This window comes from Coleofasciculus sp. A1-SPW-01 (genome assembly GCF_040217205.1).
In the GTDB taxonomy this organism is placed as follows: Bacteria; Cyanobacteriota; Cyanobacteriia; order Cyanobacteriales; family Coleofasciculaceae; genus Coleofasciculus; species Coleofasciculus chthonoplastes_A.
Window position 1 is genome coordinate 1 of the sequence record NZ_JAVJNP010000072.1, and the last position, 20,903, is coordinate 20,903.

Consider the following 20,903-nt stretch of genomic DNA (forward strand, 5'->3'; position numbering starts at 1 on the left):
TAGGGCTTGCTGCATGAGTGTGGAAGCTAGACCAGATAAGGGTTTTAAGCCATTTTTCTACCCAACAAGTGCAAGGTTTTTACACTATAACCGTCAAAACCCTGGAATTTGTGCCTCCGCCAGCGCCAAATTTTCCCTCGACAGAGGCTTTAAACCATTGCCCATGACACACCGAGCGAAGCCGAGGAGTTGCCTATTCCCTATTGCCTCTCCCCACCACAAGACTTATTCAGCAACCCCTAGATATGACTAAACCCGCCCCGACCGAGTGAAAGACCTAACGAACAGTGTCAAACTACGGTAACCAAGGATATTGACGGAAATCAGGAGGGCGCTTTTCCAAGAACGCTTGTTTCCCTTCTGACCCCTCCTCCGTCATGTAGTACAGTAATGTGGCATTTCCAGCCAATTCTTGCAAACCTGCTTGACCATCACAGTCAGCGTTAAACGCCGCTTTTAAGCAACGGATAGCGATGGGACTTTTTTGTAAAATTTCCCTTGCCCATTGAATCCCCTCCGCTTCCAACTGGTCTACAGAGACAACAGTATTCACCAAACCCATATCCAGCGCCTCTTGTGCCGTATACTGGCGACAGAGGAACCAAATTTCCCGGGCTTTCTTCTGACCCACGATTCTGGCGAGATAGCTAGCGCCAAACCCCCCATCAAAGCTGCCGACTTTTGGACCAGTTTGCCCAAAGATGGCATTATCTGCGGCAATGGTTAGGTCACAGATAACGTGCAACACATGACCACCGCCAATGGCATACCCGGCGACTAAGGCAATCACCACTTTGGGCATAGAACGAATCAGGCGTTGTAAGTCCAAGACATTTAAGCGAGGAACGCCATCATCGCCAACGTATCCCGCCTTATCCCGAACGCTTTGATCCCCTCCCGAACAGAAGGCATATTTACCATCGGTGTGAGGACCCGCCCCGGTTAATAAAACAACACCAATTCTTTGGTCTTCGCGGGCGTTACAAAAGGCGTCGTAGAGTTCAAAGACAGTTTTAGGGCGGAAGGCGTTGCGCTTGTGGGGGCGATTAATGGTGATTTTGGCGATACCGTCGGCTTTGTGATAAAGGATATCCTCGTAGGTTTTGGCGGTTTGCCAGTCAATTGACATATCGGTATTTTCCCTTGGTTATAAAGACTCCAAGTACTACTTTGAGCTTGACTTCCCTATCCTAAGACCCAATGGCACTAAAATTTTGCTGTTTTGGATCGCCAAAACCCTTGATATACCGTAGGGTGGGCATTGCCCACCAGCCTTAATCCAGTACCATTCATCCTCAGACAGCGTATGGGTGTTGGATAGAGTGAGATAAGAGTGCATCGCATCTAGCCATTACAGCAACAGATTCAGATGTGGCAATTTGCTGGAAAGGTTGGCAGGGAATAATAGAATCAATCATCACGCAACCAACACCTGACGCACAGCCGTTTCCATTAATTTCTCTTGTCTCTAACTCCATCAATCCCTCCTGGTACGGTGGGCAATGCCTACGATTATTCACCAACTCTATCTGCGATCGCCTCAAAATTGGGTATTCGGGGTTGCTTGCCCCCACAAACACAACACCACCGAAATCGCGAGGGGCTACGGGTTCAATCGTAGCGTAGCGGAGATAACCCGTAGGGGGATAGCGAGAAATGCCATCGGTCAATCCCCGAAGTATTTCTAATCACTGTCCCGCTAGTATAATCTAGTTATGAAACAAGTTCTAACGATAGTTGTAAAGCTCCAACCTACGCCTGAACAAGTTGCCAAAATTGAGGCGACTCTTCAGGCGTTTGCTGCTGCTTGCAACTATGTTAATGAACACACAGATCCAAAGCTGACCAATAAAATCGCTATTCAGTCTCTGACTTACCAAACCATTAAGCATGAATTCAGTCTTGTAGCGAATATGGCAGTCAGGGCTTGTGCGCGGGTTGCGGCTAACCGCAAGGTAGCCTTGCAGAAGGGTAAGCCTGTTAAGAGCTTTGCCTCAACCAGCATCGACTGTGACAAAGACTTATTTCGATTTCGTGAGCAAGACTGGACTGTGAGTCTTGCGACTATTCACGGCAGGGAACGCATTGGGTTAAATGCTGGTAGCTACCAGAGAGGTAAACTCAAGGGAAGAAATCCAACATCAGCTCAGTTGTGTAAGCATCGCGACGGAAAGTTTTATCTGCACATCCAAATTAAAGATGATGCACCCGACTCGCCAGATACCGACAAGGTTCTTGGTATCGACCTAGGGAGGCGTGACATTGCCGTAACATCAGTTGGCGAGAAGTGGGACGGCAAAGGTATTCAACAAGTTCGCGATAAGTTTTCTCAAGTTAGGGCATCTCTCCAGAAGAAAGCTCCGAAAGGCACGAGGACAACTCGACGTAGATGTCGGGAAATCTTGAAACGGCTGTCGGGTCGGGAAAGACGCTATCAACAGTGGCTCAATCACGGTATCTCTAAGGCAGTGGTTAGACGAGCAGTTGAGTATAGTGCCTCAATTGCTATAGAAGACCTTACGGGAATCAGGGAAAGAACTAATCAGCAACCTAGAAACAAGACTGAACGCAGACGCTCGAACAGTTGGGCATTTTATCAATTGCGTCAGTTTATTGAGTATAAAGCGCTAGGTGCCGGTGTTCGAGTTATTCCTGTTCCTCCAGCTTATACTTCGCAACAATGCCATCAATGCTTGCATATTCACCCAGTAAAAGGAAAGTCCTACCGTAGTGGTAAGACTTTCAAGTGTGGGCATTGCGGATGGCATGGTGATGCCGATTTCAATGGAGCTAATAATATTGCACTTGTGGGGCTGTCTATAAACCAGCCTGGAGGCACGGGGTTGTCATGCAAGTTAAAGCGAACAATTGAGTATGTTCAGCTTAACCTGTTTGATGACTGAGCGGGCTACTGAAAACCCAGACTTCAGCGATAGCAAGTCTGGGTAGTTTATTCAACATCATATCCTCCCGTCCGCACCCATGAATGAAAACTCGATGATGTCCACAAATGAGGACAAGATACTAAACCATGTTTAACGGGATTGTAATGGATATAGTTAAGATGGGCTTCAAAATCCCTCTCATCTCGAATCGTATGCTCCCAAAAGCGTCGCTGCCAAACATTACTTTCTCGATGCTTCTGACGTGATATTGACACATTTTGAGGTAATGCTCTCTCACCACGCAATGATTGCGTAAACAAAACTTTTAAACGACCAACTCGTTTAGAATAATTTTTATCGTTGACAGGTAATTTCCAGAGAAAATGGAGATGATCCGGGAGAACAACAGCCCCAACAATATCAAACGGCATTTCAGATTTAACTTGTGCCATGACACGGCGCAAGCGAGAAACATTCTCTGGTTCTGAGAAAAGAGGCTGACGATTATACGTCACCAAGGTCAAGAAAAACGTGCCTCCAGGAATAAAAACTCGACGATAATCAGACATTGCGTAGGGTGGGCATCGCCCACCATTTCAAAAGTTTTGGTGGGCATTGCCCACCCTACCTAACTGGGCATTTCCGCATGGGGTGGAAAGCCATGCTGGATTCTGCCAATATCAGCATCATACGGCTTTGTCGTTATCGGTCATCAACTTTTATCCGTTTACCATACTTTAAGTATGTTCAAAGACTATGTTTTGCTCAACGACTGGCAGGTTATTGCGGCGGCTGATAATGTTACTGCAGGTACGGTGCAGTCTATACGGTTGCTGGAACATGATTTAGTGATGTGGCATGATGGCGAAGATTTCGCGGTTGGGCAAGATCAGTGTCCGCACCGAGGGGCGGCTTTATCACGAGGAGTTGTTCGCTCAGGCAATTTGATCTGTCCTTATCACGGCTTGGCGTATGACTGCCAGGGGAACTGCATTTGCATTCCTGCTCATCCTCACCTGACACCACCAGCAAGCGCTAGGTTGACGACTTATCCTATTATTAAACGCTATGGTTTGATTTGGACATCTCTGGGTCAGCCAAAGGAAACACTTCCTTATTTCCCGGAGTGGGATGACCCCAGTTATCGGAAAATTCTCTGCGGTGCGTATTATTATCGCGCTAGCGGTTTTCGCGCCTTGGAAAATTTTCTGGATTTGGCTCATTTTCCCTTTGTCCATGAGGGATTACTGGGAGATGGATGCCAAAGTGCGATCGCGGACTATCACGTCCAATCTACCCCAGATGAAATTATGATTAATAATATCCGCGTTTGGCAACCTGACCCTGATGGTACGGGTGAAGGGAGCTACGTAACCTATACTTATCGAATTTTGCGTCCGCTAACGGCTCATTTTGTCAAAACCTCAACTCAAGGAAACTTGGCTATTTTTTTTACCGTCACGCCAATCACAGAAACGGAATGTCTGGGCTGGATGAGGTTAGCGATGAATTATGCGTTTGATGTTCCTGAAGTCGAATTAAAAGCGTTTCAAGATCAAGTTGTAGCTCAAGATATTCCCATTGTTGAGTCACAACGTCCTCAATTATTGCCTTTAGATTTACAAAAGGAGTTTCATTTTCCCAGTGATAAAGCCTCCTTAGCTTACCGTCGCTGGCTGAAACAAAAGGGGGTGACATTTGGCACGATACCGTAGGGGCGGGTTTAGGGGCTAAATTCCGATATTCACCAATAACGGAACAACAAAACCCGCCCTCCCCACCACTAATGGAACAACAAAACCCGCCCTGATTCATAATTAATAAGTTCTACAGCCGTTTACCCCTGAATGAAGAACAAAAATTCATCTCTAATACCCCATTCCTCATCCTTGTTTTTCAGCGTTGTTATTCCAACGTATAATCGCCTACCCATTCTACAAAAATGCCTAAAAGCTTTAGAATACCAACATCTCAGGGAAAATACTGTTGTCGCTGGCTATGAAGTCGTCGTTGTAGATGATGGCTCAACGGATGGTACCCTAGAGTGGCTGGAGTCTCATCGTCAGGAACTATCCAAAGTGCGATCGCTCTCTCAAGATCACCTGGGTCCAGCAGCCGCCCGTAATCTAGGCGTAGAGCAGGCTAAAGGCGATACAATTATCTTTATCGATAGCGATTTAGTCGTTACCGAGAATTTCCTCCAAGCCCATGCGGATGCATTAGTTCAGGGACAACAGCAATTAGGGAGCGATCGCGTCTTTACTTATGGCTGGGTAATTAATACCAACAATTTCGATAATCCCAGTTCGGAACCCTATAAAATAACGGATTTCTCCGCCGCCTATTTTGCTACTGGAAATGTTGCGATCGCGCGGAAGTGGTTGGAGGAAGCCGGACTCTTTGACACTCGTTTTCAACTCTATGGTTGGGAAGACTTAGAACTAGGTGTTCGCCTCAAACAGTTAGGCTTAAAACTGATTAAATGTCCGGCGGCTGTTGGCTATCATTGGCATCCTCCCTTTAATTTAGACCAAATTCCCCAGATGATTGACCGGGAAATTCAACGGGGACGCATGGGGGTATTATTTTATCAAAAACATCCCACTTGGGACGTGCGAATGATGATTCAGATGACATGGCTGCATCGGATACTCTGGGGCGTTCTTTCCGTGGGTGGGCGATTAAATGAACGAACCATGGCATCTTTCTTGCAATATTTGATTAATCAAGGAAAGCCGCAGTTAGCCTTAGAAATTGCCCGAATTTTCCTCAATTGGTATAACGTCCAAGGGGTTTATGCGGCTTATGCGGATATGGAACAAAAGCGGTAAAACAAAAGAAAGAGTGTATTTAAGGTATGAGTCAATCTACATCACCTGAAAGCAACAACAAGGAAGTTCAGGGAATTACCAGGATTTCTGTACAGGGGTTTAAATCTCTTTATGACGAGTGCAGTATTGAAATCCGTCCCTTAACCATTCTGGCTGGTGCGAATAGTTCCGGTAAATCCAGCATCATGCAGCCATTATTGCTGATGAAGCAAACTCTGGAAGCTACTTATGACCCTGGTGCATTGTTACTCAATGGTTCAAATGTCCAATTTACTTCTAATGAACAAATCTTGTCTAAAATTTATAATTACAAACAGTCAGATGAATTTTCTGTTAAAGTTGAAATCAAAAATCATCCATTTATTAAAGTTTTATTTAATACTGATGCAACAATGGGCTTTGCTATTGAAGCCATGACTATTAAAAGCAAAGATTCAGAACATGAAATATACCCAGATATGCCCAGTCATGATATTGTATCTATACTTCCTAATCTGCTGTGGGGTATTTATAAAACCATGGCTAAATTCGCTGTAATGCCTCTAAACTTTTGTGTAATTCGCAATCGCTGCTTCTTGCATTTTGAAGCTACGGATCGTTTAACTGAACAATCCTCTATGCCTTTTAATTTGGCAGCTTTTTTAGAGCCACACATACGCCAGTTGATTCATATACCTGGGTTAAGGGGGAATCCAGAACGTACTTATGCTCATACTGCTGTAGGTCTTGAATTTCCTGGTACTTTTGAAAAGTATGTTGCCAGTGTAGTTAATTATTGGCAGAAAACTCAAGATAAAAGGATTAGAGATTTAGAAAATGCTCTTGAATTTCTAGGATTGACCAGTAGAGTAGAGGCAAAACAGTTTAACGATACACAGTTGGAACTACGGATAGGTCGTTTATCTGGTAGTTTTCAAGCAAATGATATGGTCAGTATTGCTGATGTCGGTATTGGTGTCTCTCAAGTTTTACCAGTATTAGTAGCGCTTCTGGTAGCAGAACCAGGGCAGTTAGTGTATATAGAACAACCAGAACTTCACCTTCATCCTCGCGCCCAAGCTGCTTTAGCGAATATACTAGCAAATGCAGCAAAGCGGGGTGTCCGTGTTGTTATAGAAACTCACAGCGAATTGCTACTTTTAGCCGTTCAATCTTTAGTCGCAGAACGCAAATTATCGCCAGATTTGGTAAAATTGCACTGGTTTACACGGGGAGATGATGGGATGACGAAGGTTAGTAGTGCTGATTTAGATGAAGCGGGTGCGTTTGGAGATTTTCCAGAAGATTTTAGCGATGTATCTCTAAAGCTAGAAAGCCGCTATTTAAATGCGGCTGAATCTCGTTTATCGGAAGGTTCCAGTGGTAGCTAAAGGGGTTTCCAAGCGACTGGTAATTGATGCGTCAGTTGCCCGTTCATCTGGCGGAGAGGATGCGACTTATCCAACATCGGTACACTGTCGGGATTTCTTACAAGCTGTTTTGGATATCTGCCACAAAATTGTAATGACACCAGATATTAAAGAAGAGTGGGATAAGCATCAATCAATATTTGCGCTGAGATGGCGTCGTCGGATGGTGGCTAAAGGGAAGTTTGTCTTTTTAAAAGAGGTTTCAGGGGATAAGGAGTTATGGGATAAAATTGACCAGATGGCGGGTACAGACAAACAACGTGCAGAAATGTTCAAAGATTTACGATTACTAGAAGCCGCGATCGCGACGGATAAAACTGTGATATCGTTGGATGATAATACAGCCAGAACATTTTTTAGTCAGGCGGCTAGTGAAATTAACGCACTCAAAGAGATTGTGTGGGTAAACCCCGATAAAGTAGAAGAAGAGACACCGATTGAGTGGCTGGAAAGTGGTGCAAAACCTGAGTCTAAGCGATTACTGGCAACCTGGTGCGATCGCGTACCATAGATCTAAGATTACACCAATTAGCTAAATAGAGTCACCATATAGCCTATAGCCGGGAAATAAATTTCCGGCTAAAGTAGAGACGCGCCATGGCGCGTCTCTACAATGGTGCCGAAAGTCCTAATCGATGTGTCTACTGCTATATAATCTTTTTTATAGATGACAGTCCAAGTTCTAGCTTAGTTTAATCACCGCGTTGGAAGTATCTAAACCAAGCCTTTCAGACAAAGACAGCAGAAAGCATGATCGCACTGTTCTCTTAAAACAAAAAGTAACGCTGTGCCATGGGTAAACTCTTAGCTGGTTCGCAAATTAACAATTCTCCATCTGCCCTAACTTCATAGGTTTCTGGGTCAACTTCCATCTCCGGTAATGCATCATTTAATTTCATATCTCGCTTACTTACTTGCCGGGTATTGGACACCGCAACCGCAGGTTTGTGTAACTTCAATTGTGTGGCAATATCTCGGTCTAATGCCGCCTGAGAGACAAACGTTAACGACGTAGCCGCGATCGCACCGCCAAAACTGCCAAACATGGGACGGCTGTGAATCGGTTGGGGTGTGGGTATACTGGCATTAGCATCTCCCATTTGAGACCAGGCGATCGCACCGCCTTTGATCACAATCTCCGGTTTGACGCCAAAAAAGGCGGGTTTCCATAAACACAAGTCTGCCAATTTTCCTGCCTCAACTGAACCCACATAGTTAGCAATACCATGGGTAATCGCGGGGTTAATCGTGTACTTTGCCACATACCGCTTTGCCCGGAAGTTATCATGATCCACCGTTTCCCCAGAGGATGAAGGTAAAACGCCCCGTTGCACTTTCATCTTGTGCGCTGTTTGCCAGGTGCGAATAATCACTTCCCCGACTCGCCCCATCGCCTGGGAATCGGAGGCAATCATACTAAATGCGCCTAAATCATGCAAAATATCTTCAGCCGCGATCGTTTCCCGGCGAATCCTTGACTCGGCAAAGGCGACATCTTCTGGAATCCCCCGATCCAAGTGATGACATACCATCAACATGTCTAGATGTTCTTCCAGGGTATTCATCGTGTAGGGGCGAGTGGGATTCGTGGAGGAGGGTAAAACATTGGCTTGACCGCAAACCTTGATAATATCGGGGGCATGACCCCCACCTGCACCTTCGGTATGGTAGGTATGAATAGCGCGGTTTTTGAATGCCGCGATCGTGTTTTCCACAAATCCGGCTTCGTTGAGGGTGTCGGTATGGATGGCGACTTGAATATCATAGTCATCCGCGACACTCAGACAGGTGTCTATTGTGGCTGGCGTAGTTCCCCAATCTTCATGTAACTTTAACCCCATTGCCCCCGCTAACACTTGTTCTACAAGTCCCTGAGGTTGACTACTATTGCCTTTGCCCAAAAATCCCAAATTTACCGGAAACGCATCGGCGGCTTGCAGCATCCGATAAATATTCCACGGACCCGGTGTGCAAGTGGTGGCGTTGGTGCCGGTAGCGGGTCCCGTACCGCCGCCTAACATCGTAGTAATCCCGGATGCGATCGCGACTTCAATTTGTTGGGGACAGATAAAGTGAATATGGGCATCAATCCCCCCAGCGGTGAGAATCATCCCTTCCCCCGCTACAGCTTCCGTCCCCGGACCAATAATGATATCGACGTTATCTTGAATATTGGGATTTCCAGCTTTGCCAATCTGGAAAATCTTACCGTCTTTAATCCCAATATCGGCTTTAACGATTCCCCACCAATCCAAAATCAGGGCATTGGTAATCACCAGATCCACCGCCCCATCCGCATTAGATATAGGAGATTGTCCCATCCCATCCCGAATCACTTTCCCGCCACCAAACTTGACTTCATCCCCATACGTGGTGAAATCTCGTTCCACTTCAATGAACAATTCAGTATCAGCAAGACGGATGCGATCGCCTACAGTCGGACCATACGTTTCAGCGTAAGCGCGGCGATCCATTCGGTAACTCATCGCGGTTTCTCTGGCAGATGCTATGGGGCTGGTCAATTATACGGCATTTCGGCGCGATCGCACGTCCCCACAAGCGCAAAAAAGAGGAGGAAACCGATCTCCCTCCCCATTCTTTATCAATTGTGGCAACGTGAGTTTCAAACAATGTTAAGTTTTGTTTGAAAACCTGTACCGATGTGCCAAATTCATGCTATCTCTTATTCTTAAGCTGATAGCCGAGGCTGATCAACTTCAACCTGCAACTGGCGACAGGGAATTTTCTCAATCTTGATCGCTTGACCCAGATAAGTTGATAAAACTTCGAGTTGAGCATCCAATGCTGCTTCAAACAACAGGCGATCGCCAGGAAAAACAACACGCTCAAAACTGTAAGCGCTAGGGATACCAATCCGAATCACTTGCAGTGAGCTAGTCGTGTTGGCATAGCTACAAAGACGTTGAGCAGAAGCACTCGTCGGTTGTGAAGGAATGGCTGATATCATCATGGGTCTTAGGTGTTCTTGAGTAACTTATTCTTGAGTAACAAAGCGAAGGTGATTGACTCCCTCTATTTTAATTTTTACAAATGAGAGTTTAAGTTTACTAAAAATAATTGTTAAATTTATACTAAATTTTATATTTGTTGACAAAATTAAATATAAGAGGTATTGACATTTAACTTGATCAATGAATTAGAGGTGGCGATGAATAAGCGGTTTAACATTGAACCTCCCTGATTAAGATTTAGCAACAGGGAAGCAGGAATGAGAAACAGACAACACGCCATGGAAACGCCTCTTACATTTAGCTATTATTTTGTAACAAACTTATACAGTTTTTTCGGAAAAATCAGATGGCGTTGATCGGCTACGAACATGAGACTAGAAAGATTCAGGCTCAAGTAACTTAGAATTGTTACAACACTCCTCGCAGCTTACGAGAATGATCCACTAAACTCTCAGCAAACTGATCTAAACGCTTCGAGAGTTTCTCATCTAAAAGCTTGCCATCTTCACCAAACGCTTGCCACGCTCGACCAAAAGCGATTTGCTCAGGAATCACCCAACCATGAACCCAACGGATAATCAGCCGGAGTTCATTGAGGGCATTACTATTGGCTTGACCGCCTAACACGCTAAGCAGCCCTGTCACTTTACCCGATAAATGGTCAAATGTCATCAAATCCAGGGCATTTTTGAGTACCCCACTCACGCCCCCATGATATTCCGGTGTAACCAAAATTAAGCCATCGGCTTCCTGTACCGTTTCCCGTAACCGGATGACATCGGGATAACCGGGATAGTCATCGCTACCGATACAAAATGGTAACTGCATCTGTCGCAGGTCAAGAATTTCGGTGGATGCGCCCAAGGCTTGCACACGCTGGATGGCTAAGGTTAAGGCTTGATAGCTATAGGATTTAGCTCGCAGGCTACCATTGATGCCAACAATTTTTACCATGTTTCGCCGATTAATACTTTCTAATACAAAATACCTTAGTTCCCTGGTTACTGACATCCCACACCCCACACCCCACACCTTGCCTAGTTTTCCAGTCCCTGATCCCCCCTTCAGTTTTCAGAAAACACGATTGCATCCTCTCCTAGTCACGGCTAGATTGGAGGAACGCTAAACTAGAGGTTGGGAAGCAGTTGAACGTGCCGCGTCACGCCTTGGCAGCATTATGCTGCGAGTTAATAGACAGGACCAACAAGGGAAATTATTCGATGAACAACAGTTCCTGGATGAGATCATGGATGGGACATGAACCGCGTAGAGGTTCAACGAGTAAGCCAAAGCCGCCACAGAATAAACTTCGTTATTGGTGGCGTATGGTAACCAGCTTAGTGATCGTTCAAGGTGTGATGTTGGGTGTCCCAGCCCAAGCGCAACAGACGGAACAAAAGCCATCGTTAAGCTATGGGCAGCTTTTGCAGAAAATTGATGCCTGCACGCCGCCCCCCTCATCCCCAGAGGAAGAGATCCCACCGAGTCAGACATCGAAAACGGATTGTACGATCAAAAAAGTTGAACTTGACCCCGCCCGTGATGTTGCTAGAGTCTACTTAGCCGGACAGGAAGACGCCGAACCGCCCCAAGAAATCATGCTACTGGAGCAAAATGGCGAACTGATTGGCAAATTGCGGAACACCAATATTCCCTTGGATGTAACGCCAACCACGAATAATTCCGCCGCTTTAGGGTTGGTGATGCAGTTATTTTTGCTCTTACTCTTACTCGCCGGACTGATGATGATTCTGCGCCGTTCGGCGAGTAGTTCCGGTCAAGCGTTAAACTTTGGCAAATCCCGCGCTCGCTTTCAGATGGAAGCGAAAACAGGGATAGAGTTTGGGGATGTAGCAGGGATTGAAGAAGCGAAAGAAGAATTGCAAGAAGTTGTTACGTTTCTCAAACAACCGGAACGGTTTACCGCCATTGGTGCGCGTATTCCCAAAGGGGTTCTGTTAGTCGGTCCTCCGGGTACAGGAAAAACCATGCTGGCAAAAGCGATCGCGGGAGAAGCGGGGGTTCCGTTCTTTAGTATCTCTGGCAGTGAGTTTGTGGAGATGTTCGTCGGGGTGGGTGCCTCGCGAGTGCGGGATTTATTCAAAAAAGCGAAAGAAAATGCTCCCTGCTTAATCTTCATCGACGAAATCGACGCCGTTGGTAGACAACGGGGTGCGGGTATCGGTGGAGGTAACGATGAGCGAGAGCAAACCCTCAACCAGTTACTCACGGAAATGGATGGATTTGAGGGGAATACGGGGATTATCATTATTGCGGCGACCAACCGTCCCGATGTTTTAGATTCCGCCCTGCTTAGACCTGGGCGATTTGATCGCCATGTGATGGTAGATCTGCCTACCTACAACGGACGGCTGGGGATCTTGGATGTCCATAGTCGGAATAAGAAATTAGCACCGGAGATATCCTTAGAAGCGATCGCCCGACGCACTCCGGGATTTTCTGGCGCGGATTTGGCGAACCTGCTCAACGAGGCGGCGATCCTCACCGCCCGACGGCGTAAAGAGGCAATCACACCCCTAGAAATTGATGATGCCATCGATCGCGTCAGTATTGGTCTGCAAATGACGCCGCTTCTGGATAGTAAGAAAAAGCGATTAATTGCTTACCATGAGGTCGGACATGCCCTGCTGATGACCATTCTGAAAAATTCTGATCCCTTAAACAAGGTGACAATTTTGCCCCGTTCCGGTGGCGTGGGTGGGTTTGCCCAACCCTTACCTAATGAAGAATTTATGGATATCAGTCGCTCTACTGATCTGGGGGATTTGTATTTGCCTCGGACGTGGCTCATTGATCAGATTACCATTGCCTTAGGGGGTCGGGCTTCGGAAGAAGAAGTCTTTGGTCATGGTGAAGTGACCATTGGTGCGGCTAGTGATATTAAGAAAGTGGCAGAACTGGCGCGTGAGATGGTGACTCGGTATGGGATGTCTGATTTAGGTCCGGTTGCTCTGGAACGCCCGAACAGCGAAGTGTTTCTCGGCGGCGGTTGGACACAGCGATCTGACTATTCCGAAGAAGTTGCCGCTAAAATCGATCATCGAGTTCAAGCGATCGCAATGCAATGCTATGAACAAGCGCGTCAGCTAATTCGCGACAATCGACCGTTAATTGATCGCTTAGTGGACATTTTGTTGGAACAGGAAACCATTGAAGGGGAACAATTCCGACAAATTGTTGCCGAACACACCCAACTGCCAGAAAAACAAATGGCGGTGATACATTAGGAAGGCAGAAGGCAGAAGGCAGAAGGCTGTAAGGTTTATGTCATCTGCTTTTTCGTCTATTGTTAACGGGTGAATTATGTTCGCTGTGTTGCCCATTGAACAGGTTAAATCGACTCGTTGACGCTATTTTTCAGATAATACCTGAATGAAAACCACTATTAAGTAGGAGGAGAGTTTGCCGATGAGTTTAGTTATTTCTGATGAAATTATTCGGGCTAGTGGATTATCTGAACCTGAATTCCTCTTAGAAATTGTTCTGCTGCTATTTAAGCAGAAAAAAATCAGTCTGGCTAAGGCAAGTCATTTGCTAGGGATGCCCCGGATTCGGTTTCAGCACGAATTAGCGTCTCGTCAGATTCCGATTCACTATGATGTGGAGGATTTTGAGACGGATTTAAGCAATTTACGGGCAGCAGGACGGTTGTGATTATTATTAGTGATACGTTTCCTAAATAATGCTCCTTAATTCGATTCCTTAGTTCGATGCTGTTTGCCGTCGGTACATTTCCCGGAGAACTAAGGCGGGGTCAATGTATTTGTCGGCGTACTTTAACCCCCAATGCAAATGAGGACCCGTGGTGCGCCCCGTCATACCCACACGACCAATTCGGGTGCCGGTGGGTATTTGTTGACCTTTCCAAATTTGAATCCCGCCACTGCGATCGCTCAAATACATACCTTGGTTATCTGTTTCGACATGACCTTTGAGGTGACAGTAGATATGTTTCCACTCACCGGATTGGATGGTAATAGACGTGCCACAGGCGGTATTATCGGAGAGGGATACCACCTGACCTGCCCACCAGTTGCGAATGTAACTGCCTTCGGGTGCGGCGATGTCTAAGCCGCGATGAAATTCTGTACCTGAGCCACGGGGAGAACGACGGTAGCCGTAGGGAGAGGTATAAGCCTGAAAATTCTCAACGGGAAACGAACCTCCCTGCCAATAGGTGTTGGTGTTGGTCGTTATCTGAGTAGGCATAACCTCTGAGGCGGTCACTCGGTGTTGGGTGATGACTCCCCAGAGGATAAGACTGATTAAACTTAGTCCAGCGAACAGGAGAAAGCGTTTTACGGTTGTCTTGTGTTTTTTGTGTCGTTGGCGTGGAAATACTCCTGACATTTCCTCACTCCTCGATGGGATGAACTTTCCAAGTGGTTAGCTTCGCTACCTTAACATGAATGGTACTGACTGGTATGCTGGTGGGTTTCGACTTCGCTCAACCCACCCTCCGGTATATCAAGGGTTTCGGCAATCTTAAACGGCTTCAGTTAGCTGCCTTAAACCTTAACATTTCCCAGCCTGAGATAGGTAGATCAGCATCAACTTTTTTCTTAGAACATGCGACAATTTACTGAGGCGGATACCGGGCTGGCAAGGCTATTATGGATTGGGGAGTATGTCAGGGATAGCACAAAACATTACTGTAGGTTGGGTAGAGCGTAAGCGTTACCCAACAAGAGATTTTGGGAGTTGGGTTACTCTGCGAGAAGGCTCCGCCTACGTTCCTCAACCCAACCTACACAGGTGATATGCTCCCAATGGATTGTGGCATAGTAACGCTTCCTGTTTCAGCGAGACGCCTGAAAATTTTGATGGTGATTTCTACCTTCTTTCAATGTCTTCCACCCTTTATACTTTAGACTTCAGATGACAGCGACGGTCAAAATTCAGCCTTCTGGCTTCTGCGTTCGGTATCCCAAAACCTCCTGGCGAGTCACCTTTGTTGAGGAAGCGTCCGGGAAGTTTAGGTTTTCACTGATTGGATCTGATTTTAAGTTTGAACCCAGAGATCGCTATCGTTACCCTTCTCATGATGATGCTAAACGCGCTGCTGTTTGCTTTCTGGAGTTGATGAAACGGTTAGCTCGTTCCCGGATGCGCTTAAGCGTGCTAGCTGAGATTGGTCTGTTGAAATTCCCCCAACACCAGCATCGAGGTTATAAAGTGTGGTTGGTAGTAGACCGCGCCCGTTATTCCTGGGAAGCCACTCGACGAGATGGTCTTTGTATTCGATCGCAACGCTGGTACAAGCGACCGGAAACGGCGTTATCTAAAGCACAGCAGCATATTGACTGCGAGTATGCCAAGTCTCAGATCCGGGATGTTATTGGCTGGGTTTAGCGTTTTATTTAAGGCTCCAAGTGCAGAATCTAATGATCTACCATGTCAATAAGATCTGGATATACTCTACCCGTCTTTGCCTGTGCTTCCGCTATGGCGGCGTTGCAGTGGTTGCGCCAAGCTAAACCCCTAGATGCCGTATCTGTAGATTTAATTGAACCTCAAGAAACGGCAGAAATTCCGATTGAGCAAGTCGCCGGAATTCACCCAGGAATGGCGTTGGCAATTACCCGCAGTGATCCGGGGGATAACATTGATCTAACCCGAAATACTCCGATTTGGGCAGTTGTGGAATGGGGACAATCTGAGCAAATCGAACAGGTACAGATAGTCGGCGGTGAAGGTATTGGGCGACAATTAAATGCCGCCGGAAAAGCGGCAATTTATGCCTACGCTGAGACGTTATTACAACGGAATCTCAGTCGCTTACTTGCACCCGATGAGAAAATTCAGGTGACAATTATTTTACCCGAAGGACGTAAACTGGCAGAACGGACATCGAATGCTGCATTTGGTGTGCTAGAAGGATTATCATTGTTGGGAACGACAGGTATTTCTCAACCGTTAAGCGCTCCTGATCAACTGCAAGCTTATCGCGAACAACTGCAAATAAAAGCCCTCTGTTTTGATTGTTTAGTCTTCTGTGTGGGAGAAAATGGGTTAAGTTTGGCGCGACAGATGGGCATTAATCCAGAGCAATTAGTCAAAACGGCAAATTGGCTCGGTCCCCTATTAGTGGCGGCGGGATTGCAGGAAATCCCCGGACTTTTATTATTCGGGTATCATGGTAAGCTGATCAAGTTAGCCGGTGGAATTTTTCACACCCATCATCACTTAGCTGATGGACGCTTGGAAATTCTCACCGCTCATGGCGCTCAAGTGGGATTACCCACGCCGATTTTACAGGCAGTTTTTACCAGTCCCACCACCGAAGCCGCGTTGACCTATTTGCGGCAATTGGATGCTAAGGAGGGGAGTGATTGGGTGAATCAGATTTATCGGGCGATCGCGTCTACGATAGATAAACGTAGCCAAGACTATATTTATAAGCATAGCCAGCAAGAAGTACAAGTCGGTTCCCTGTTATTTGATCGCAACCGCCAAGTCATCGTCACTAGCCCAACGGGAGCAACATTACTTTCGCAATTATGTTAAGTTGGTAAGAATATCTATAAAGCTTGGCTCCATCTGTTAAACCAATAGATTCTCGCTGATCAGTAGCAGACTTGCTCAGCGAGATATATCCTTATCTTACTCAAATTGCGCTTACAGGACAAAGCAGTGACTAGACCAACAGGAAACGCATCTCAACCAGTAGAGACATTACCCACAACCACTCTACAAAACCAATTACATCGCCAGATGATTGTGATTCTGGATTTTGGCTCTCAATATTCAGAACTCATTGCTCGTCGTATCCGCGAAACTCAGGTGTATTCGGAAGTTATCTCCTATCGCACCAGCGCCGAACAACTCCGACAACTGAGTCCCAAAGGAATTATTCTATCGGGAGGTCCGAATTCCGTCTACGATGACGCTGCACCTCAGTGTGATCCCGAAATTTTGCTTATGGGTATCCCTATCTTGGGGGTTTGCTATGGGATGCAGTTAATGGTACAGCAACTAGGTGGGAAAGTAACTCGCTCTCAACGGGGAGAGTATGGCAAAGCCGAGCTGCATATCGATGATCCCACGGACTTGTTGACGAACGTGGAAGAAAGTTCAACGATGTGGATGAGCCATGGGGATTCCTGTCAGGAATTGCCAGACGGCTTTGAAGTCCTAGCCCATACCGATAATACTCCTTGCGCCGCGATCGCGGATCACCAGAAGCATCTCTATGGGGTGCAGTTTCACCCGGAAGTAGTGCATTCAGTTGGCGGTATCGCGTTAATTCGCAATTTCGTGTATCACATCTGCGACTGCGAACCCACTTGGACGACAGAAGCCTTTGTCGAGGAAGCCATTCGCGAAATTCGCGCCAAGGTGGGGGACAAACGGGTATTGCTGGCTCTTTCCGGTGGTGTGGATTCCTCCACCCTCGCCTTCTTATTGCACAAGGCGATTGGCGACCAATTGACCTGTATGTTTATTGACCAAGGCTTCATGCGAAAACTGGAGCCAGAACGGTTGGTTAAGCTATTTCAGGATGAATTCCATATTCCTGTAGAATATGTTAACGCCCGCGATCGCTTTCTGGCTCGACTGGAAGGGGTGACTGATCCCGAAGAAAAGCGTCGCCGGATTGGTCATGAGTTTATTCGTGTCTTTGAAGAACAATCCAAAATCCTGGGTCCTTTTGACTATTTGGCTCAGGGTACGCTTTACCCCGATGTGATTGAGTCGGCGGATACTAATGTTGATCCCAAAACCGGGGAACGAGTGGCGGTGAAAATTAAGAGTCATCATAACGTCGGGGGTTTACCCAAAGACTTGCGCTTTAAGCTAGTGGAACCCTTACGGAAACTCTTCAAAGATGAAGTTCGCAAAGTGGGACGTTCCATTGGTTTACCCGAAGCAATTGTTCGGCGTCATCCCTTCCCCGGACCCGGATTAGCGATTCGGATTATTGGCGAAGTCACCGCTGAACGGCTGAATATTCTGCGCGATGCGGATTTGATTGTGCGTCAGGAAATTAATCGCCACGGACTTTATAAAGAACTTTGGCAAGCGTTTGCTGTTTTACTCCCGATTCGCAGTGTTGGGGTAATGGGGGATCAGCGCACCTATGCGTATCCGGTTGTGCTGCGTTTGGTCAGTAGTGAGGACGGGATGACGGCGGATTGGTCACGAGTTCCTTATGAGTTACTCGAACTCATTTCTAATCGGATTGTGAATGAAGTTAAGGGTGTGAATCGGGTGGCTTACGATATTACCTCTAAGCCACCGGGAACGATTGAGTGGGAATAGTCAATATAGAAGTACCTGGACATAAATTCTGTCCGATGTACTAAGAAAGTAGGGGGATCAGGGGAAGCAGGGGAAGTTCTTAATCCACCTTTGAGAACAGATACAGATTCAAAACCGGCTTCCCGCAGTTGGGATGCGGCTTGATTGCTTTGTTGATCATTGTCAGCGTAGACGTAGATCTCACGTTGCGGTTCGAGACTGGATATGGCACGATCGATTAATTCATCCATCGGCATAGGCACCGCACCTCTGATCCGAGCCTGGTTAAAAGCCGCGCGATCGCGAACATCCAGAATGGTCAATGCCGGTTCACCCCATTGGAGGCGGGATTTAACGGCTTGAGCGCTAGACTCTGGCATCTGTTGGGGTGGTGGGGTAGGAACTGCCTCAGCTACGTTTTCCTTTGCCTCGGCGATGGGGTTCGTTGTTTGGGGATCTGACATAATAGTTGTGTAGTGATAAGTCCTAATTAACTCACCACACTCAAAGTTGCCTTCTACAAACGTCTTTCTTTAGACATAAGGTTTAAAAATCTGTGCAACCTGATAAGTTCAAATACTTAGGCTTCCTTGACCAAATAGCTTGCGGCTAACTCAGTCGGACTTATCTGTTCGTAAGGTTCAAAGGGTTGATGAATCCAGGGATTGTCGGGTAAATAGTCCATGTAATAATCAGGGGTGATCAGGGAGTGAGCTTTGTACCACAGAACCGCCGTGCGAATCTCTTCCAGTTCATTCCCATATCGTTCCTCTAGCCAATTCATCGATTCCCGTAGGCTAACGCCAGAATCCACTAAATCATCTACCAGCAGCACACGATTCCCTAAGGTTTCCGTTGTCATCGTCAGATGGTGGGAAAACGTGATTTCACCTCGAACACGGTTTTGGGAACCCCCATAAGAGGATGCAGCAAGAATCGCTAAGGGTTTACCATAAATTCGGCAGAGGATATCCCCCACCCGCAGTCCTCCTTTAGCAATGCAGACAATTTGGTTAAACTCCCAGTTGGCTTGATAAATCTTGACAGCTAGGCGTTCAATTTTTTTATGGTATTCTGACCAAGTAACATATAGGTCTGACATAAGTATGGTTTAGTAAAGGGTCAATCGGGATAGAATGGTTGCCTTAAATCCTAAATAGGACACCAGGAATAGGAAACGGAAAACAGTAGGAAAGTGGTTCGAGTGTTTTTTTGTCATTAGCAACTAGCCTAGGATTTCATGCCTGATTGGGACATGCTCTATAAGTTATAAATGTGACGCCCCCAAAATACCCTATTCCAACTTTTGCCCACTTTCTCTATTTATTGATTACCTAAACGCTTTTCTGGAACTGTAATATAAGTTACACTTAAACGAGAGTTGGGGAGACATTTAAAAGTGACCTATCGAATTTTAAGCCTAGACGGTGGAGGCATTCGCGGCATTATCTCAGCCGTCATCTTAGCAGAAGTTGAACGAGTTCTCAACCAACCTTTGAAGATTACATCGCAGAGAACCAACAGAGGCTGAAAGATTTTTTAACCTTGTAGGGGAGGGTTTAGGGATTCCATACTAGCGAGTTACCAACAACTGAACAACAAAACCCACCCTTATTCATAATCAATACGCTAATGACACCCAAAGCCCATAAACAATTCGCTCAACATTGGCTGCGTAGTGAAAAAGCCTTAAATCAAATCATAACAGCCGCGAAGTTGCAGCCACGCGATCGCCTGCTGGAGATTGGTCCGGGAACGGGTGTGCTGACGCGGCGACTCTTAGGGGAGGTGGAGTCATTGGTGGCGGTTGAGATTGACCGGGATTTGTGCCAACGTTTGGTCAAAAGTTTAGGTCAAAACGAGAATTTTTTACTCTTACAAGGTGACATTCTCTCCCTAAACTTAGCCGAACATCTCGCCGCCTTTCCTCATTTTCAGTCTCCCAATAAAGTCGTTGCTAATATCCCCTACAACATTACTGGACCAATTTTGCAAACGCTGCTGGGAACCATCGCCCAACCGATTACTCCCGCTTTTGAGTTAATTGTACTCTTGGTGCAAAAAGAAGTGGCACAACGATTATGTGCGAAACCAGGTTCTAAGGCATTTGGTGCATTATCGGTGCGGGTACAATATCTGGCAGACTGTGACTGGATCTGTGATGTCCCAGCCATTGCCTTTTCCCCACCGCCAAAAGTTGACTCCGCCGTTGTCCGCTTGCGTCCCCGAATTGTAGACCCCTCAGCCGATAACCCCCAACAGCTAGAAACCTTAGTCAAGCTGGGTTTTGCCAGTAAGCGGAAAATGTTACGAAATAACCTCAAATCCCTGTGCGATCGCGATAAAATTAACCAATTACTCGAACAAGTAGACAGTCATCCCCAAGCCCGTGCTGAAGACTTGAGCGTTAGCCAATGGGTTGCTCTGGCTAATCGCTTAAACGAGACAGAAGGGGGAGCAGAGGAAGCAGGGGAAGCAATGTAGAGACGTGCCATGGCACGTCTGGAAGCTGGGAATTGACTGATGGATTATGTCCACAAAGCT

20 protein-coding genes and 1 pseudogene are annotated in these 20,903 nt (G+C 46.4%); 12 read left to right on the forward strand and 9 right to left on the reverse strand.

Features of this window, described 5'->3' with window-relative positions; all coding sequences use genetic code 11:
• Positions 1 to 295 precede the first annotated feature (295 nt).
• Positions 296 to 1,129 carry a 1,4-dihydroxy-2-naphthoyl-CoA synthase gene (gene menB, locus RH949_RS11440; RefSeq protein ID WP_446353166.1) on the reverse strand — a complete coding sequence of 278 codons (834 nt, stop codon included), beginning with the start codon at positions 1,127 to 1,129 and terminating at the stop codon, positions 296 to 298.
• 166 nt (positions 1,130 to 1,295) lie between these two features.
• Positions 1,296 to 1,670, reverse strand: a complete 375-nt coding sequence (locus tag RH949_RS11445) for a hypothetical protein (protein ID WP_446353168.1) — start codon at positions 1,668 to 1,670, stop codon at positions 1,296 to 1,298.
• A 45-nt stretch (positions 1,671 to 1,715) separates the two neighbouring features.
• Here RH949_RS11445 and RH949_RS11450 point away from each other — a divergent pair, with 45 nt between their 5' ends.
• Positions 1,716 to 2,903, forward strand: a complete 1,188-nt coding sequence (locus RH949_RS11450; protein WP_446353170.1) for an RNA-guided endonuclease InsQ/TnpB family protein — start codon at positions 1,716 to 1,718, stop codon at positions 2,901 to 2,903.
• A 59-nt stretch (positions 2,904 to 2,962) separates the two neighbouring features.
• Here RH949_RS11450 and RH949_RS11455 read toward each other — a convergent pair.
• Positions 2,963 to 3,454 (reverse strand): annotated as a pseudogene (locus RH949_RS11455) (REP-associated tyrosine transposase); the annotation flags it as partial.
• Positions 3,455 to 3,628: 174 nt separating this feature from the next.
• Here RH949_RS11455 and RH949_RS11460 point away from each other — a divergent pair.
• The 4 genes from RH949_RS11460 (at position 3,629) to RH949_RS11475 (ending at position 7,636) form a co-directional block, all read left to right on the forward strand.
• On the forward strand, positions 3,629 to 4,600 hold the full coding sequence (locus RH949_RS11460) for an aromatic ring-hydroxylating dioxygenase subunit alpha (protein WP_446353172.1): 972 nt from the start codon (positions 3,629 to 3,631) through the stop codon (positions 4,598 to 4,600).
• Between the two features lie 174 nt (positions 4,601 to 4,774).
• Entirely contained in the window at positions 4,775 to 5,716 is a 942-nt protein-coding gene (locus RH949_RS11465) for a glycosyltransferase family 2 protein (protein ID WP_446353198.1), read from the forward strand.
• A gap of 26 nt (positions 5,717 to 5,742) precedes the next feature.
• Positions 5,743 to 7,086, forward strand: coding sequence for an AAA family ATPase (locus RH949_RS11470; protein ID WP_446353174.1), 1,344 nt, complete (start codon positions 5,743 to 5,745; stop codon positions 7,084 to 7,086).
• Positions 7,076 to 7,636 (forward strand): hypothetical protein, encoded by a 561-nt coding sequence (locus tag RH949_RS11475; protein ID WP_446353176.1) that lies wholly within the window; start codon positions 7,076 to 7,078, stop codon positions 7,634 to 7,636. The genes RH949_RS11470 and RH949_RS11475 overlap by 11 nt, the downstream gene beginning before the upstream one ends.
• 256 nt (positions 7,637 to 7,892) lie before the next feature.
• Here RH949_RS11475 and ureC read toward each other — a convergent pair whose 3' ends face one another.
• From ureC to RH949_RS11490, 3 genes are all read right to left on the reverse strand, one after another.
• Entirely contained in the window at positions 7,893 to 9,611 is a 1,719-nt protein-coding gene (ureC, locus tag RH949_RS11480) for an urease subunit alpha (RefSeq protein WP_446353178.1), read from the reverse strand.
• 203 nt (positions 9,612 to 9,814) lie between these two features.
• Positions 9,815 to 10,096, reverse strand: coding sequence for a DUF1830 domain-containing protein (locus tag RH949_RS11485; RefSeq protein ID WP_446353180.1), 282 nt, complete (start codon positions 10,094 to 10,096; stop codon positions 9,815 to 9,817).
• A 409-nt stretch (positions 10,097 to 10,505) separates the two neighbouring features.
• Positions 10,506 to 11,051 (reverse strand): NADPH-dependent FMN reductase, encoded by a 546-nt coding sequence (locus RH949_RS11490; protein WP_006105529.1) that lies wholly within the window; start codon positions 11,049 to 11,051, stop codon positions 10,506 to 10,508.
• A gap of 266 nt (positions 11,052 to 11,317) precedes the next feature.
• Between RH949_RS11490 and ftsH the strand changes: the two genes are divergently transcribed.
• Both ftsH and RH949_RS11500 read left to right on the forward strand, forming a co-directional pair.
• Positions 11,318 to 13,345 carry an ATP-dependent zinc metalloprotease FtsH gene (ftsH, locus tag RH949_RS11495; protein WP_071777279.1) on the forward strand — a complete coding sequence of 676 codons (2,028 nt, stop codon included), beginning with the start codon at positions 11,318 to 11,320 and terminating at the stop codon, positions 13,343 to 13,345.
• Between the two features lie 181 nt (positions 13,346 to 13,526).
• Positions 13,527 to 13,772, forward strand: coding sequence for a UPF0175 family protein (locus RH949_RS11500; protein WP_006105527.1), 246 nt, complete (start codon positions 13,527 to 13,529; stop codon positions 13,770 to 13,772).
• 48 nt (positions 13,773 to 13,820) lie between these two features.
• Here RH949_RS11500 and RH949_RS11505 read toward each other — a convergent pair whose 3' ends face one another.
• Positions 13,821 to 14,468 (reverse strand): M23 family metallopeptidase, encoded by a 648-nt coding sequence (locus RH949_RS11505; RefSeq protein WP_006105538.1) that lies wholly within the window; start codon positions 14,466 to 14,468, stop codon positions 13,821 to 13,823.
• 528 nt (positions 14,469 to 14,996) lie between these two features.
• Between RH949_RS11505 and RH949_RS11510 the strand changes: the two genes are divergently transcribed.
• From RH949_RS11510 to guaA, 3 genes are all read left to right on the forward strand, one after another.
• Positions 14,997 to 15,470 carry a hypothetical protein gene (locus RH949_RS11510; RefSeq protein ID WP_006105517.1) on the forward strand — a complete coding sequence of 158 codons (474 nt, stop codon included), beginning with the start codon at positions 14,997 to 14,999 and terminating at the stop codon, positions 15,468 to 15,470.
• A gap of 42 nt (positions 15,471 to 15,512) precedes the next feature.
• On the forward strand, positions 15,513 to 16,625 hold the full coding sequence (cbiD, locus tag RH949_RS11515; protein ID WP_446353183.1) for a cobalt-precorrin-5B (C(1))-methyltransferase CbiD: 1,113 nt from the start codon (positions 15,513 to 15,515) through the stop codon (positions 16,623 to 16,625).
• A gap of 207 nt (positions 16,626 to 16,832) precedes the next feature.
• A complete protein-coding gene (gene guaA, locus RH949_RS11520) occupies positions 16,833 to 18,380 on the forward strand; it encodes a glutamine-hydrolyzing GMP synthase (protein WP_044210708.1) in 1,548 nt (515 codons plus the stop codon).
• Here guaA and RH949_RS11525 read toward each other — a convergent pair.
• Together RH949_RS11525 and RH949_RS11530 are read right to left on the reverse strand one after the other, a co-directional pair.
• Complete coding sequence (locus tag RH949_RS11525) at positions 18,335 to 18,823, reverse strand: rhodanese-like domain-containing protein (protein WP_446353185.1); 489 nt, start codon at positions 18,821 to 18,823, stop codon at positions 18,335 to 18,337. The two genes, guaA and RH949_RS11525, sit on opposite strands and share 46 nt — an antisense overlap.
• A 116-nt stretch (positions 18,824 to 18,939) precedes the next feature.
• Positions 18,940 to 19,461 carry a phosphoribosyltransferase gene (locus tag RH949_RS11530; protein WP_006105570.1) on the reverse strand — a complete coding sequence of 174 codons (522 nt, stop codon included), beginning with the start codon at positions 19,459 to 19,461 and terminating at the stop codon, positions 18,940 to 18,942.
• Between the two features lie 297 nt (positions 19,462 to 19,758).
• On the opposite strand from RH949_RS11530, the gene RH949_RS11535 reads away from it, so the two are divergent.
• Together RH949_RS11535 and rsmA are read left to right on the forward strand one after the other, a co-directional pair.
• A complete protein-coding gene (locus tag RH949_RS11535; protein WP_006105563.1) occupies positions 19,759 to 19,890 on the forward strand; it encodes a hypothetical protein in 132 nt (43 codons plus the stop codon).
• A 101-nt stretch (positions 19,891 to 19,991) separates the two neighbouring features.
• Positions 19,992 to 20,843 (forward strand): 16S rRNA (adenine(1518)-N(6)/adenine(1519)-N(6))-dimethyltransferase RsmA, encoded by an 852-nt coding sequence (gene rsmA / locus RH949_RS11540; RefSeq protein ID WP_446353188.1) that lies wholly within the window; start codon positions 19,992 to 19,994, stop codon positions 20,841 to 20,843.
• Positions 20,844 to 20,903 lie beyond the last annotated feature (60 nt).